Origin of the sequence: Lysinibacillus sp. FSL P4-0201 (genome assembly GCF_038593425.1) — a bacterium.
Taxonomy (GTDB): Bacteria; Bacillota; Bacilli; order Bacillales_A; family Planococcaceae; genus Lysinibacillus; species Lysinibacillus capsici.
In genome coordinates this window covers 300,785-316,088 of sequence record NZ_CP151995.1, presented here as the reverse complement: position 1 = coordinate 316,088, position 15,304 = coordinate 300,785, and the positions used below count along the sequence as shown (strand labels likewise).

Annotated in this window: 13 protein-coding genes and 2 riboswitches; of the genes, 2 read left to right on the top strand and 11 right to left on the bottom strand. The window is 36.8% G+C overall.

What is annotated here, in order from left to right; translation table 11 throughout:
- Positions 1-47 precede the first annotated feature (47 nt).
- The gene (locus MKY76_RS01495; RefSeq protein WP_112117095.1) at positions 48-944 is read left to right on the top strand and encodes a DMT family transporter; all 897 of its coding nucleotides are present in this window, start codon (positions 48-50) and stop codon (positions 942-944) included.
- A 33-nt stretch (positions 945-977) separates the two neighbouring features.
- Here MKY76_RS01495 and MKY76_RS01490 read toward each other — a convergent pair whose 3' ends face one another.
- Positions 978-1,547 carry a YitT family protein gene (locus MKY76_RS01490; protein ID WP_048391911.1) on the bottom strand — a complete coding sequence of 190 codons (570 nt, stop codon included), beginning with the start codon at positions 1,545-1,547 and terminating at the stop codon, positions 978-980.
- A 181-nt stretch (positions 1,548-1,728) separates the two neighbouring features.
- Here MKY76_RS01490 and MKY76_RS01485 point away from each other — a divergent pair, with 181 nt between their 5' ends.
- Positions 1,729-3,015, top strand: a complete 1,287-nt coding sequence (locus tag MKY76_RS01485; RefSeq protein WP_342557296.1) for a DUF2252 family protein — start codon at positions 1,729-1,731, stop codon at positions 3,013-3,015.
- A gap of 43 nt (positions 3,016-3,058) precedes the next feature.
- On the opposite strand, the gene MKY76_RS01480 is transcribed toward MKY76_RS01485, so the two are convergent.
- From MKY76_RS01480 to MKY76_RS01435, 10 genes are all read right to left on the bottom strand, one after another.
- A complete protein-coding gene (locus MKY76_RS01480) occupies positions 3,059-3,580 on the bottom strand; it encodes a DUF2179 domain-containing protein (RefSeq protein WP_048391915.1) in 522 nt (173 codons plus the stop codon).
- Positions 3,581-3,886: 306 nt separating this feature from the next.
- On the bottom strand, positions 3,887-5,185 hold the full coding sequence (locus tag MKY76_RS01475) for a nucleobase:cation symporter-2 family protein (protein ID WP_288582794.1): 1,299 nt from the start codon (positions 5,183-5,185) through the stop codon (positions 3,887-3,889).
- Positions 5,185-5,769: a xanthine phosphoribosyltransferase gene (locus tag MKY76_RS01470; RefSeq protein WP_048391917.1), complete on the bottom strand. Its 585-nt coding sequence runs from the start codon at positions 5,767-5,769 to the stop codon at positions 5,185-5,187. Before MKY76_RS01470 ends, MKY76_RS01475 begins: the two co-directional genes overlap by 1 nt.
- A gap of 135 nt (positions 5,770-5,904) precedes the next feature.
- Positions 5,905-6,006, bottom strand: a riboswitch (purine riboswitch).
- Between the two features lie 164 nt (positions 6,007-6,170).
- On the bottom strand, positions 6,171-7,994 hold the full coding sequence (locus tag MKY76_RS01465) for an APC family permease (protein WP_342557295.1): 1,824 nt from the start codon (positions 7,992-7,994) through the stop codon (positions 6,171-6,173).
- Positions 7,995-8,112: 118 nt separating this feature from the next.
- Positions 8,113-8,262: riboswitch (cyclic di-AMP (ydaO/yuaA leader) on the bottom strand.
- A gap of 212 nt (positions 8,263-8,474) precedes the next feature.
- Positions 8,475-8,999, bottom strand: coding sequence for a PepSY domain-containing protein (locus MKY76_RS01460; RefSeq protein WP_054548692.1), 525 nt, complete (start codon positions 8,997-8,999; stop codon positions 8,475-8,477).
- Between the two features lie 90 nt (positions 9,000-9,089).
- Positions 9,090-9,761, bottom strand: coding sequence for a PepSY domain-containing protein (locus MKY76_RS01455; protein ID WP_342557294.1), 672 nt, complete (start codon positions 9,759-9,761; stop codon positions 9,090-9,092).
- Positions 9,758-11,053: a HAMP domain-containing sensor histidine kinase gene (locus MKY76_RS01450; RefSeq protein WP_342557293.1), complete on the bottom strand. Its 1,296-nt coding sequence runs from the start codon at positions 11,051-11,053 to the stop codon at positions 9,758-9,760. Before MKY76_RS01450 ends, MKY76_RS01455 begins: the two co-directional genes overlap by 4 nt.
- Positions 11,043-11,738, bottom strand: a complete 696-nt coding sequence (locus MKY76_RS01445) for a response regulator transcription factor (protein ID WP_342557292.1) — start codon at positions 11,736-11,738, stop codon at positions 11,043-11,045. Before MKY76_RS01445 ends, MKY76_RS01450 begins: the two co-directional genes overlap by 11 nt.
- Before the next feature lie 118 nt (positions 11,739-11,856).
- Positions 11,857-12,141 (bottom strand): hypothetical protein, encoded by a 285-nt coding sequence (locus MKY76_RS01440; protein ID WP_048391923.1) that lies wholly within the window; start codon positions 12,139-12,141, stop codon positions 11,857-11,859.
- Between the two features lie 94 nt (positions 12,142-12,235).
- A complete protein-coding gene (locus MKY76_RS01435; protein ID WP_342557291.1) occupies positions 12,236-15,256 on the bottom strand; it encodes a leucine-rich repeat protein in 3,021 nt (1,006 codons plus the stop codon).
- Positions 15,257-15,304: the final 48 nt, after the last annotated feature.

The window sequence follows — 15,304 nt, the reverse complement described above, 5'->3', positions numbered from 1 at the left end:
TTTTCTTCTCTCTTATGCTATTCTATTGAAGTTAGGAGGAAGAACACATGAAAACTTACATAGCTGATGGCATGTTATTAGTTACTGCAATCGTGTGGGGTAGTGGATTTGTTGTAACGGCCATTGCTCTAGAATATTTAACAGCTTATCAAGTAATGGCTGGCAGATTTTTATTAGCTTCAATCATATTAACCGTTTTATTTGGCGCCCGCTTAAAAAAGGCTTCGAGATCAGTGATTTGGAAGGGAGCTTTATTAGGTACGATTTTGTATATAGCGTTTGCCCTTCAAACAGTCGGACTGCAATATACAACACCATCTAAAAATGCCTTTTTAACCGCAGTTAATGTCATTATTGTTCCTTTAATAGCATATGCAGTTTATAAACGGCGTATCGATGGCTACGAAATCATTGGTTCGATAATGGCAATTGTGGGCATTGGCTTTTTATCATTACAAGGCTCATTGACAATGAATATAGGTGATGCCCTATCATTAGCTTGTGCTGTTGCTTTTGCCTTTGATATCTTTTGTACAAACCTTTTTGTTCAAAAAGAAGATGCCATTGCTCTAACTATTATTCAGTTTCTCACAGCATCCTTTATAGGTGTTCTCGTTGTCATTAGTCAAGGTGAAATTCCTACGTCGCTTGAAAAAGAGGCAATTTACTCGCTTGTTTATTTAGGGATTTTTTCTACGACAATAGCTTATCTTTTCCAGAATGTGGCCAATCAATATACAACTGCCACAAAGGCTGCGATTATACTATCAACGGAATCTTTTTTCGGCATGGTTTTATCCGTTATCTTCTTGCATGAAATGCTAACAAGCCGTATGGTCGTTGGTGCCGTCCTTATTTTACTAGCTATACTAATTGCCGAAGTGAAACCCGCACATCCAAAAAAGAAGCTAATGAAAGCACTCGATAATCAGATCCCCAAATAGTTTCAGTTTATACTGGAACTTTTTTTATGTTTATTAAACTCGACTAGTAATAATGCTTGTCGTAATCCCCACAACTAGCACTGTAATTATAGATAATAGCAAGGTCGAGGTTGATAGGAGGAAGCCGCCTATAACAATCACGATGGAATCAATAAAAAATATTAATATCCCAACATTGATACCCGTTTTATCACAGATAAATTGTGCTATCAAGTCAGTCCCCCCTGTGCTTGTCTGAAATCGCAGCATTAGACCAATACCAAAGCCTACAAGTATTCCTCCAAGAATGGCACTATAGAGCGCATCAATTTGCACAAGATTGCGGACAGGCTTTAAAAAATCGATAATGAAGGAAGACGTTAGTAAGCCATGTATACTATTGTAAAAATAGGTTTTATATTTAAACCACGCAATAATAAAAATTGGAATACTAATGATAATAATCATTAAACCAATTTGGAGCTTATATAAATAATGTAAAATTAGCGCTAACCCTACTACTCCCCCATCTAAAATTTCATAGGGCGTTAAAAATAAGTTTATTCCTAACGACAATGAAATACTTCCTATTATAATGACTAGACTTTTTGTAAAGAAATACATACAACCCCCCTCCGTGTCTATGCATGTCTTATAGTATGAAAATAGGTTATTGAACATGTTATGAAATAACCTTAGATGATTAGCCATTTTTATCGAGTGTATTTGCTAAATTTCTTCGAAACTTATTCAATTTATTTCCGTATATACAGATAAATTTTAAATTAACAAAGGGGATTATGATATGGAGCATGCTTTATTGGAACAAGTTAAACATACTAGAACTTTTTTAAGACAAGAACAATTGGAAACAATCTTTGAAGAGTTTGATGGTCAACGAATGCGCTTAACAGAGGTACAGCGCTTGGAGAAATACCGTAAAATGCTTGAAAGTCCTTTTCGCTTTTTCCGTGGAAGTGCCTATCTCTTTTATTTTGATATGACAAAATCCGCTTCAATCTTCCATACTCCTGATAGAAAACCGACTTGGATTCAAGGTGACATGCATATGGATAACTTCGGTGCTTTTCAAAATGAAGCTGGCTCCATTGTTTTTGATGTCAATGATTTCGATGAGGGCTATGTCGGTTCATATTTATACGATATTATTCGTATGAGTATTAGTATTGCACTTTATTTAGAAGAACAAGGCTTACATAAGACAACCCAAGAAACGGCTATTCAACATTTTCTTAATAGTTATATCAATCAACTAAAACGATTTGAGCGTAAACAGGATGATCCTCTAACACTCATTTTCACAAAGAACAATACCAAAGGACCCGCAAAGAGGTTATTGAAAAAGCTTGAGAAACGCCAACGATCCCATTTTTTACAGGATATTACGTATCTCAATGAAGACGGCGAGCGTGCTTTCTTATGGAATGAAGAAATTCAACCAGTCACTGCTGAGGAATACAGTGCCATTTCAAACGCACTTTCTACATATAAAATTAGGGACATAGCTTATAAGTATGGCTCTGGTACAGCTTCAATCGGTTTAAAACGTTACTATATTTTAGTGGAAGATGAAAAGGGTGCATCAGGGGTTGAAAATTTAGTGTTAGAAATGAAAGAAGTACGCACAGCCATTCCTGCCTACTTTCTTCCCTATCAGGATCTGTTTTGGGCTCATTATGAGCACCAAGGAGCACGAGTAGTTGGAACTCAAAAAGCCATGCACCACTTAGAGGATCCACATTTAGCCTTTATTACAATGAATGGTCAGGAATTTTATATTCGAGAACGTTCTCCTTATAAAAAGAAGATTAAGCCTAAAAACTATAAGGATGTAGAGGATTACTTTACAACAACATCACTTATGGGGAAAATTGCCGCTAAAATACATGCACGAGCTGACATCGATTATTCTCATGTTTTTACCTATCACAGCGAGGAGGAGATTTTAAAAGCGATCGGTAAAGAACGGAATGTATTTATAGAACATACAATTTTACAAGCAATGAGTTACAAAGAAACCGTCTATACAGATTATGACTTATTCAAAAACTGGGTTGAAACAAAAATGTAAAAAGGGACCTTCACTTTTAGCGAAGGTCCTCTCATATTGAATATTATTTTTGCTTGGCCTTCATACGAGCAAGTAAAAAGCCGCCCTTAAATGATTTAGGCTCATACGAGATAATAAACGCATTCGGCTCAAATTGCTCTACTATTTGAAAGAGCTCTCCTTCACGATTCCTCTTCGTTAAGATCTCATATTTATAGCGGTTACTATCTCGCCCTTCTCCTATATAAATCGTGACTGCAAACCCTTCGTGGCGAAGAAATTTCACAAGCTCTTCATTCTTATTTTGCGTATTAATGGTTGTATAAACATAGCCTATCGCTAGCTTTCGTTCTATTTTTGCTCCTAAAAATATACCTAATCCAAACCCAACTGCATAGACAACCATAGATAACATACTTTGCTTCCCACTGAAAACGAGTGAAAGGCCAAATACATACACCAACATCTCCAGCATACCAAATATCGCTGCAAGAAATGTGATATTCTTTACCAAAAATATTGTTCGTAATGTTAAAAAAGGTACATATACTAATTGTAGGATTAAAATTAAAACAATACTTTGCATTTGTGCTAGACCTTTCTGAGAGTAGTTTTATATAAGTATATGTTGAAAGAGAGAGTTACATGCGATTTCAACAACTCTATTTTAAATTCCCTTTTAGTCTAATGTTAAACATTTCTTATGACAGTCTAAAGTTATTTTAACGGAACAAATTTTAACTAAAATCATAATCTATAGTTTAAAACATACAATCCATAACAACAAAAAAGTGACACCCCCTCAAATCTAAATCAATAGATAAAAGTAGGTGACACTTTCTTTTCATGAAAATATGTAAAATATTTAGATGAATATTATTTAATTATCTTTTTATACTTCCCCGTGCATCGGGTCTTTTTTATGCTTTGGCCCAATCATGTTGAATAAAATATTTAGGATAATCGCTGTGACTGAACCACAAACAATACCATTTGACGTTAAGATTGAAACGCTTGTTGGCAGTGCATCAAAAATGCCAGGAACCACTGATACACCGACACCTAAACTTACTGCAATCGCAGCAATCATTGCGTTTTCCGCTGATTCATTCATAACAGGTACAAGCATTCCCATACCTTGTGTAATCACCATACCGAACATCGCAAGCATTGCCGCACCTAGTACAGACGTTGGAATAATCGTTGTTAATGCTGCGATTTTTGGTAGGAAGCCAAGTGCTACTAGTAAACCACCTGTGATGTAAATGACTTTACGGTCTTTTACGCCAGACATACGCGTTAATCCCACGTTTTGTGAGAATGTTGTGTATGGGAAGGCATTGAAAATACCACCGATTACTGAAGCTAGACCTTCTGAACGGTAGCCACGAGCCAAATCTTTTGAATCTAATTTTTTATTACAAATATCACTTAGCGCAAAATAGACACCAGATGATTCTACTAAAGATACCATTGCTACAAGTGTCATGGTAATAATCGCCGTTACATCAAATGTTGGCATGCCAAAGTAGAAAGGTTGTACCATGTGAAATACATTAGCATCTGCAACTGGGGTGAAATCCACCTTGTCCATGAAGGCACCTAAAACAGTACCTACTACTAATCCTATTAAAATAGAAATAGCACGAACAAAGCCCGTAGAAAAGCGATAAACGACTAAAATGACAACCAATGTAATAAAGGCTAAAGCTACATTAGAAGCAGAGGCAAAATCCTCAGCACCTTGTCCACCTGCCATATTGTTTAATGCTACTGGTAATAAGGAAATACCGATAATTGAAACAACTGACCCTGTTACGACTGGTGGGAAGAATTTCACAAGCTTGCCGAAGAAGCCCGCAATTATCATTACAATTACACCAGAGGCAATAATAGAACCATAAATGTCCGTAATACCCTGCTCTGGGTTTGTACCAATCGCAATAATTGGACTTACCGCTGTGAATGTACAGCCAAGTACTACAGGTAAGCCAATACCAATGAATTTACCTGAATAAACCTGTAAAAGTGTAGCGATCCCGCACATCATAATATCAATCGCTACTAAATACGTCATTTGTGTTGAATCGAAGCCAATTGCCCCCCCGATAATCAGTGGCACTAAGATGGCTCCAGCATACATTGCAAGTAAATGTTGAATCGCTAGCGCAGTCGATTTAAAGGTATTCATTACGCGCGAGCCTCCGTAGCAAATGTTACTTTGCCATCTTCAAGAGAATCTACAATTGCTAATGACTCAACGCGAACACCTTGCTCACGCAATAATTTTCCGCCATCTTGGAAGCCCTTTTCAATAACAATTCCAACTCCCACAACATTCGCACCCGCTTGTGCAGCAATATCAAGTAAGCCTTTGACAGCCTCACCATTGGCTAAGAAATCATCTACAATTAAAATATTGTCATCTTCGCTTAAGAAATTACGTGAGACAGAGATCTCATTTGTTTCATTTTTTGTGAATGAATGTACCTTTGAAGAATAAAGGTTATCTGAAAGAGTTAATGATTTACGTTTACGAGCAAATACGACAGGCGCGCCAATTTCTAAGCCTAACATCACGGATGGGGCAATACCTGAAGATTCTATTGTTAAAATCTTTGTAATCACTTGATCAGAGAAACGATTTGCAAATTCATGACCAATTTCCTTCATTAGCATCGGATCAATTTGATGGTTTAAAAATGAATCAACTTTTAATACGGATGAAGATAATACTTTACCCTCTTGCATAATTTTGTCTTGTAATAACTTCATTTCTTTCATATCCTTCTTTCGTAAAAAATTATAAAAAAACGCTGAATACTTTGATTCCATTCTGCTACGAGTGGAGCAAAGCATTCAGCGCAAAAACGTCGAAATGAATAGAAAACATCATTAAAATTGAAGTTCTCTAAAAGCATTGCTACCCATAGTCGATTCATTTACGGTAAATCGGTAGAAACTTGCGAGCCCTATTCTCGCTATTATATGAGTGGATTTGTATGAAACTATCAGAATAACCAATTTATCACTTTATTCGGTAAGGGCTACTATCTCTCACCAAAAAAAGTTTAATTTTTCGGAATTTAATGGTATTTCGGAACTTTTTAATTGTAAACGTTCGTGTTTTCAATCAACGTACTGATTATAACAGACTATTTTCTAGCTTGCTAGCATTATTTTGATAAATGGAACGGTACTGTCATAATGACGACATTTCTGTGAAATAACAGTGATGTACGAATGAGAAGACTCGATTGGTTGTGTAGCATATGATGCCATCCTTTTTTCGGCAAGAATTGAGGGATAACAACTGTTACTTTATGACCTGTCTTCGTACATTGATGTTCTACTTTATCAATAAATTTAATTAATGGCTGTGTAATGCTGCGATATGGTGAATAGTAGGTAACTAATCGTACATCAGGTTGCCAAACGTTCCACTTCTCTTCAAAAGCTTTTGCATCTGCTTGATCGAAAGCTACGTAAAAGGCTATCACTTTATCAACCTTAAGTGATTTGGCATAATGTAGAGAGTTTTCAACCACCTTTGTTATACCAGCTACTGGCACAATAAAAACATTCCCCTCAATAGTAGCCAGTTCCTCATGATTTAATCTTAACTGTTCTCCAACAGCTTGATAATGTTGCTTAATGCGATGGAATACAAAAATAATAATTGGTAAAAAGATAAACACTGGCCATACTTGAGGCATTTTTGTCACAAAAAACATCATTGCCACGATGAAAGAGATAGCAGCTCCAATTGTATTGATTGTAAATCTTGCTACCCAGCCTTTAGGTTTTTCGCGCCACCATTTTCTCATCATTCCCGTTTGCGCTAATGTAAAGGGAATAAATACGCCTACTGCATAGAGCGGAATTAAATGCTCTGTGGCCCCGTCAAAAAGTATAATTAAAAAAATGGCTGCAATACCTAGCATTAAAATACCATTTGAATAGCCAAGACGGTCCCCACGAATTTGGAAGATTCGTGGGATAAAACCATCCTTCGATAAATTTACAGCAAGCAAGGGAAATGCTGAATATCCTGTGTTTGCGGCAAGTACTAAAATCATTGCCGTTGTGCCCTGTACAATATAATAAAGAAAATTCCGACCAACACTAGCTTCTGCTAGTTGGGAAACGACTGTTGCTTCTGCTGTTGGTGCAACGCCATAAAAATAAGCTAGACTAACAATCCCGATGAATAAAACGGCTAAAATGGCACCCATTGCTAAAAGCGTTTTAGCAGCATTATTTGGAGCAGGATTTCTAAAATTAGGTATGGCGTTAGAAATAGCCTCTACTCCTGTTAACGCTGAGCTTCCTGAAGCAAATGCCTTTAATAAAATAAATAGGCTAATCCCTGCCACTGGTGTGCCAATCTTTGGATGTAGCTCTGCAGGCACCTGTCCAGTTGCCACATTATAGAGCCCAATCCCGATTAGCAACAGCATAACGCCTACAAATAGATAAACTGGGTACGCCAAGATAGAGGCTGACTCTGTTACACCTCGCAAGTTTAAAATCGTTAAGAAAATCACAAATATAATAGTAATGGGTACATTATAAGCATGAAGACTTGGAAATGCAGATGTAATGGCATCTGTCCCGGCCGACACACTTACTGCTACCGTTAAAATATAATCAACAAGCAAAGAACCCCCTGCAACAAGACCTGCATTCACGCCTAAATTTTCTCGTGATACGACATAGGCGCCTCCCCCATGTGGATAGGCGAAGATAACTTGACGATAGGATAAAATCAGTGCCACGAGTAGAATAACCACTCCAGCGGCAATAGGTAAAGAATACCAAAACGCCATTGTACCTACCGTCATTAGGACAATTAAAATTTGTTCTGGTCCATAGGCTACTGATGACAATGCATCTGACGATAATATGGCCAGTGCCTTTGTTTTACTGAGCTTTTGTTCCCCTAACGCATCGGATCTTAATGGTTTGCCGATTACATAACGTTTGAATGAGGATTTCATTGATAAACACCTTCTAGTTTCATAGAATGTGTTTCGCCTTTCTAAATTACATCAAAAAACGCCTACAAGTCATCACTAAATAAGACTTGTAGACGCTCATCCGTCTGCCAAGCTCCACTTTTCTGCTCTTAACGCTTACGAGGTTAGCTGTCGGATTCGGGCCTGAGTAGCCCTACTCCTCCACAAGGAAGAGATTCACCCCAAGAATGGCTATGCCATCCATCAAAATTGGTTCCCCCGCGTTTAGTTGCTTCAGCGATTTAGAAATTTGAAACTTTTATAATGATGTCATATTACGCCTGCTAATTGAAAAAGTAAAGAAGAAAATTTTTCTCTTTTTTGAGTAAAAGCATAGGCTTTTTTGAACATATAAATAATCGCTTCTTAAAGAAAATTTCCTGAATACCTAGTCAATACCCACAATATAAACAATAAAAACTGCCTTAAAGGTATATTCTACCTTCAAGACAGCTCATTATATTAGTCATCAAAGCCTTGTTCAAAGTCGATAATGTTCCCAGAGACTGCATCCACATCTACTTCGTATTCATATTGACCGTCTTTCAGTTCAATTTCATATACACCATCATCAAGCTTAATTTTTGTCACTTTACCCTTTGCTTTTGTTTGGGCTGTCTTGATAGCCTGCTCTTTTGTAATTATTTTTGTTGTAGCAGTCGTAGCAGGAATATGATCATCCCAATCATCGTCATCTAGACGTTCCTTTTTCTGCTTGAGTAATTTTCCACTATAAGCATCAAATTTTAAATCATATTCTTCTGTATCTGTATACACCTCTACTTCATAAATAGAGCTAAACTGATTTTGGTCAAATTCGATATTGGCAACTGTACCATCCACTACCGCTAGAGCTTTCTTCTCAATTTCCTGCATGGATAAGACCTTTTTTTCTTGGGCATTTCCTGATAATAAAGTCGTCGAGCCAATCGCTGCACCCACTCCCAGTGTAATTACTAGTGCTGGAATCATGATCATTTTTTTCATGTTCATCTCTCCTTTGTTTTATCTAAACTTAGCTTACCAAGTGAAGATGATAGAACTATAAGAGGAACATTAGAATTTCATGAGAATGATTTAATGATCGTCATCCCATGTTACAGACAGTACTTTTCCTGAAACAGCATGAATTTGAAATGTAGCTTCGTCCTCCTGCGTTTCAATCTCAATTAAATAGTAACCACCCTCTGAGGTTTCTTCAAAATCAACTGAATCCACTTCACCCTTTAATTGCTTAAGGGCTATTTGAATGGCCTGTTGCTCAGTAATAATAGGCTCTTCGATAGGTTGTTCTTGTGGCTCAACCTTTTTCTCAGCCAGTAGTTCGCCAGTATAACCATCAAACGTTAAATCCTTTTGAATTTCCTCATTTTCAACACGTACAGTGTAAATGGAGTCTGTAAGCATAACGCTTTCTACATCTCCATATTCCTTTTTAACCATTTGTCTGATCTGCTTTTCTGTTAATAGTAATTTACTATGTCCTTCTTTCAGGATTAGATCAGTCACCTGTTGTGTCGTAACATCGAGTATAGCTGCATACTTGACATCGTCACGCGTAAAAAGCATTTCAAAGGTATTTCCTTGTTTTTCAACCTGTGTAACATGACCATTGTAGATAGTCTCAATATGCCGAATAGCCTGCGCTTCACTAAGAGGTTGAACGTAAAAATAACGATGTTGAACAAACCAAATTACTCCACTACAAAGAAGGATAATAACAACAATTACTAACATCCACTTTTTCATTGCTGTCCCTCCTTTGGTATACATAAAGTAAAGCTTGAGCCTTCCCCTAGCTTACTTTTCACATCTATCGTTATACTTAATTGTTGTGCCAGTTCATGTGCAATTGCTAGCCCTAGCCCTGAACCACCTGTTTTACGATTACGATCCTCTGTTACACGATAGAAACGCTCAAACAAATGAGGAATATGCTCGACTGGAATACCAATACCAAAATCTTGGATGGTAATACGTACATGGTTGGTTGTTTCAGTGGCTTGAATACGTACTTCATCCTCACTATATTTCCTAGCATTATCCAGCAAAATAAAAAGTAGTTGCTTCAATATTTTTTCATCACTATAAATAAATTTTGGTATCTGCGCATCAATTCTAAATGTTCGATGATAAGCCTGTTCCATTTGTGAAGCTACTTTATTTAAGAAAGGGGCAAGCTCTAGTTGTTCGAAATGAACGTCCAATTGCTCTTTGTTTTTAGCTAGCTCTAGCAATTGCAACACCATTTCATGCATACGAGATGATTCATTGGCAATGGCTTGTAAGGATTCCTGAGCAACCTCACGATTATCAAAACCCCTTCTTAGGAGTAGTTTTGCATAACTTTCAATGACAGTTATAGGAGTTTTTAACTCGTGAGAGGCATTTGATACAAATTCTTGTTGCTTTTGATAATGCTGTTCAAGCTTCTCCATCATTATATTAAAAGTGCGGTTAATGTTTATTAACTCGTCCCCACCTTTTTCTGTAGTATCTATTTTTTCATATTTCCCAGTAGATGCACTTTTGTGCATGGTCTCATTTAAACGTTCTAGCGGTAATAAAATAAGTCGCCCAAGTACCAAGCTCGCTAGGAAAATTGGAATCGTTGCAACAAAAGATACAACAACTAAGATGACCTTTAACAAATCTAATGTCCGTTCTACTTCTTCCATAGATTGCTGTAAGGTTATGTCCACCACCGTTCCGTCGATCCAAATAGCAGGCATAGTGAAGGTAATGGCAGGGACTTCTTGCATTTCAAGAGAAGCTTGAACCTTTGTTTTCAAGCGTTCACCATCATAAATATAAACAGCACCATCTGTTGGCATATAAGCTCTTAATACTTGCTGTAGGTTGGTTTGTGCATTTAACTGACTCAGTGTAGAGCTTAACTCATTTGCCCGTGACTGGAGCTGATTATATTCCGTATCATAGGCAAATTTCTCATACAACAAATAAATTCCACTATTTGTTGCCACTATAATAACTAGCATAAGCAATGTTGTTAGTAGATGAATTTTTGTTTTAAGTCTCATAACTATGTTCCTTTAGCACATATCCAACACCTCGAATTGTCTGGATAAGAGGAGTTGGATTAGCAGCCTCAAGCTTTTGCCGTACATAACGTATATAAACATCCACAACATTTGTATCCCCATAATAATCATAGCCCCATACAGCCTCTAATATTTGCTCCCTTGTCAGTACTTGTTTTGGATGCTTTAGTAAATAGAACAACAAATCATACTCACGAGGTGTCAGCTGAATTTCCTTATCAAAATATACAACTTCTCTTGTTTGCTCGTTTATCGATAAATGGCCAAATGTAAGTGCAACTTGCTTTGGATTTACCTTCTGCGAAAACCGTAATGCATTGCGAATTCGTGCCAGTAGCTCCTCAATTTCAAAAGGCTTTGTCACGTAATCATTGGCTCCTAAATCCAAGCCCTTTACCTTATCCTCTACTTCACTTTTAGCAGTTAGCATGATAACAGGTGTTTGGGATTCTGTTGCACGAATACGCTTTAGCACATCAATACCGCTCATCTCAGGTAGCATGATATCAAGTAAAATTAAATCCCATTGTTGCTCACGGTATTGTAGTAAGCCTTCTGCTCCTGTATGTGCCATTGCTGCCTCATATCCTTCAAATTGAAGCTCCAGTTGTAGCACTCTCGCAATATTCTCTTCATCTTCTATAATTAAAATTCGATGTGTCATGTCGAATCCGTCCTTCGCCTTTTCTTTTCATCGTATACGATACAAGTGGTGAAAGTCTAATTAGAAAATGATGAGAAAGACAATACATTTCTTTTTTTGACACAGGGTACGTCTTTAACTAATAAACTTTCGGTAAAAAGCTGTAAATATCCCTTTTCTCAAAAATTCCTGAGCTTACTTTAGCAACTTTTTTGCCATTTAAACGGCTTGGAAAGGGAAACTCAATATGTGGACCATTATAATGAATAATTGTCACTGTACCATCAGAGTTATTACGCCAATCATAATTCCTTTCATCCGTTTTAATTGAAAGTTTAATCGATACAAAAGCTAAACTTAAGAATAATATGAAGAAGGCAAGACGAACGATTTTCAATAGAAACACTTCCTTTTCTATTAGCATAATAATTTACATCCTTACGCACTATTGAGTAATGTTAATAATTTGAACAAAAAAATCTCACCAAAAGCTTTATGGATAGCCATTGGTGAGGTAATTATTGATGCAAAGCTCTATACAAAAATGCTACAAACTCCGCACGTGTTACAGGATCATTTGGTCTAAAGTTGCCATTATCTCCAATTGTGATCCCATTTCCTGCAAGTATAGCGATAAAGTTGTGTGCCCAGTGTGTTTTTGGCACATCCTCGAAAGTATCTTTATTCGATGAAGTTAAATTAAAGGCAAGAACTAATACTTTTGCCATTTGAGCACGTGTCAAATTCGTAGTTGGCTGGAAGTTCCCATCTACCCCTTCAAACAGACCTGCTTGTTGCACCTGATCGATTACCCCAAAATAGAGATGGCTTTTAGGTATATCGTTAAATTCGCGCGCATCTTTTTTCGGTTCTAGCGCTAATGCTCTTGTTAATATCAGGGCAGCATGCTGGCGCTGAATTGGTGCATTTGGCTTGAAGGTGCCATCTTGATAGCCTGTAATAATGCCCTGCTTTGCCATCTCCTGAATCATCGCCCAGGCCCAATGTCCTTGAGAAATATCTGAGAAGATGATATCTGGCTCTGTTGGTTGTGGATCAATTGGTTCTTCAGGTTTAGGTTTTTGTTCTTCAGGTTTAGGTTCTTGTTTTTCAGGTATGGTTGGCTCTGGTATTGGGGATGGATTCGGAGATATACTTCCTCCACCACCCGATGAACCGTCTTTTACCCAATGGGCATATAAGGTGGTATTGGACTTCACTACATCTTTAGAAAAATTCCATGGTATCGTCAGTTCAATATCCTTATACCAGCCTGTAAATGTATAGCCTGCCTTTGTTGGATTTACTGGATTTGTTGCTAAGGTATCTTTAGTTACCTTCTGTGATGCTACTGCACTTCCTCCATTTGTTTCGAAATCCACCGTATACTGTGCGACGACGTTTTCCCATTTTGCATACAAGGTTGTATTTTGGGTTATCATATCCGTTGTAAAATTCCATGGTGTGGTGAATTGAGCATCCTTATACCAGCCTAAAAATGTATACCCTGGTTTTATAGGGATTACTGGTTTACTTACTAGTGTCTCATAAATTACTGTAATAGGATTGATTGCTGTCCCCCCATTTGTATTAAATGTGACAACATATGAATTTGCTTTCCATTTCGCATACAAGGCAAGATTGGATTCTTCAATATCAACAATGCTATTGACCGTATAATCTATACCATCTCCCACGTTAGTGCTGTTCCAACCATCAAATGTATAGCCAGTTTTTTCTAAAGATCCTATATTATCTAAGATCGTTGCGGGAGTATTTCTTGGATACATATTCATATCTACTGGTGGATTTCCTTGTTCAGAGCCATTTCCATGATAGATAATTCGATAAGTAAGTAACTCGAACTGGTGATTATTTTGATTGGCATAGGCTTGAGCAGTCGATGCATCATGACCATAAATAATTAAATTACTTGGATTTGCATTAAAAATATCTTCTAAAAGAATCGTTGCATCCGATAATATTTTCACATGTTTAAGATTATTGTCATTAAAGGCATTATCCTCTACAGTCATTACATTTTTAGGAATTTCTAAACTACTAAGTCTATTCTCGCCAAATGCCCATCTACCAATATTCGTTACACTACTAGGAATCTCTATACTTGTAAGCTGATTATCGAGAAATACACTTTCCGCTATACTTGTTATACTTGAGGGAATCGTTACATTTGAAAGTTTATTGGTAGCAAATGCATACGCTCCTATACTTACGACACTAGTAGGTATTACTAAAGAGGTTATGTGATTATCTGAAAACGCCCATTCTCCTATAGTCTCCAAAGTTGTTGGTAACTCAATGTTTGTTAATTGGTTCTCCATAAATGCGAAATCCCCAATTGTCTTAAGTTGATTTGGCAGCTTAACTGTAGCAAGTGCATTATCTAAAAATGCATATGAGCCAATTTGAGTAACTTGATCTGGTATTTCTATAGCAGTAAGTTTATTTGTAAAGAATACACCTTCACCTATCTTTTTAAGGTTATTTGGTAGTTTCACATACGTTAATTGATTTTCTGCAAATGCCACATCTCCAATGCTTGTTACACTGTCTGGTATAATTACCTGCGTAAGACCTTTTTCACCAAATGCTCCACTACCTATTGCTGTTACTACCCTGCCATCTAGCTGACTTGGAATGGTTATTGCCATATCAGTACCTATGTAATCTCTAATCGTTACTGACCCATCCCTATTTTTTGTCCACTCATAATCCGCTTCATTGACAGGATCTGGAGAATTTATACCTTGAAAGTTTATATTCAACCTATCTGCATACTCTTTTGCAGAAGAATTCTCTGGAGCATAAATAACAAGGTTAGGACTATGCCCTATAAAAGCATCATCACCTATTTCAACATCTTTAGAATATATAATGATTTCCTTTAGGTAATTATTTGAAAAGGCTTCATCTCCAATGCTTTTCACACTTTCTGGTATCTCTAAACTTTCAATATCATTCCTTGCAAATGCATTTGACCCTATTATTTTTACACCCTCTGGGATTTTCACATTGACAATATCATTCGTTGAAAATGCGTGATCTCCTATACTAATAACACTATTAGGTATATCTACGCTTTCTAGCAAATTTCCGGAAAATGCATAATTTCCGATACTACTTAGATTATTTGGAAGTATCACATTTGTTAGTTGGTTTAAGGAAAATACACCATCACTAATGTTCGTTAGATTACTTGGCAGTGTCACACTTGTTAACTGATTTTGATAAAAGGCATATGCACCAATTGTTGTTAATGTTTCTGGTATTGTGAGGCTTGTCAGCTTTTTATTAGTAAACACCCAAGGGTCTATCCCTGTAACTATTTTCCCTTGTATTTGATGAGGAATTACCATATCTCCGCCAGTACCTGTGTATGTCTTTATAGTTATCGATCCATCAGGACTATCTTCCACATCATAATCAGCTTCATTAGCAAAAGTAAAAGGGATTTTCAATAACATAAGGAAGATAAATAGTGTAAACCATATTCCATATCTAACACATTTTGCTTTCATATAGTCTCTCCTTTCTTTAAAAATGAAATAATTCTTCTTCATCTTAAA

Bases quoted from the DNA above. Each gene is read 5' to 3' on its own strand.
- MKY76_RS01495 (WP_112117095.1), top strand. From the start codon at position 48: ATGAAAACTTACATAGCTGATGGCATGTTATTAGTTACTGCAATCGTG.
- MKY76_RS01490 (WP_048391911.1), bottom strand. From the start codon at position 1,547: ATGTATTTCTTTACAAAAAGTCTAGTCATTATAATAGGAAGTATTTCA.
- MKY76_RS01485 (WP_342557296.1), top strand. From the start codon at position 1,729: ATGGAGCATGCTTTATTGGAACAAGTTAAACATACTAGAACTTTTTTA.
- MKY76_RS01480 (WP_048391915.1), bottom strand. From the start codon at position 3,580: ATGCAAAGTATTGTTTTAATTTTAATCCTACAATTAGTATATGTACCT.
- MKY76_RS01475 (WP_288582794.1), bottom strand. From the start codon at position 5,185: ATGAATACCTTTAAATCGACTGCGCTAGCGATTCAACATTTACTTGCA.
- MKY76_RS01470 (WP_048391917.1), bottom strand. From the start codon at position 5,769: ATGAAGTTATTACAAGACAAAATTATGCAAGAGGGTAAAGTATTATCT.
- MKY76_RS01465 (WP_342557295.1), bottom strand. From the start codon at position 7,994: ATGAAATCCTCATTCAAACGTTATGTAATCGGCAAACCATTAAGATCC.
- MKY76_RS01460 (WP_054548692.1), bottom strand. From the start codon at position 8,999: ATGAAAAAAATGATCATGATTCCAGCACTAGTAATTACACTGGGAGTG.
- MKY76_RS01455 (WP_342557294.1), bottom strand. From the start codon at position 9,761: ATGAAAAAGTGGATGTTAGTAATTGTTGTTATTATCCTTCTTTGTAGT.
- MKY76_RS01450 (WP_342557293.1), bottom strand. From the start codon at position 11,053: ATGAGACTTAAAACAAAAATTCATCTACTAACAACATTGCTTATGCTA.
- MKY76_RS01445 (WP_342557292.1), bottom strand. From the start codon at position 11,738: ATGACACATCGAATTTTAATTATAGAAGATGAAGAGAATATTGCGAGA.
- MKY76_RS01440 (WP_048391923.1), bottom strand. From the start codon at position 12,141: ATGCTAATAGAAAAGGAAGTGTTTCTATTGAAAATCGTTCGTCTTGCC.
- MKY76_RS01435 (WP_342557291.1), bottom strand. From the start codon at position 15,256: ATGAAAGCAAAATGTGTTAGATATGGAATATGGTTTACACTATTTATC.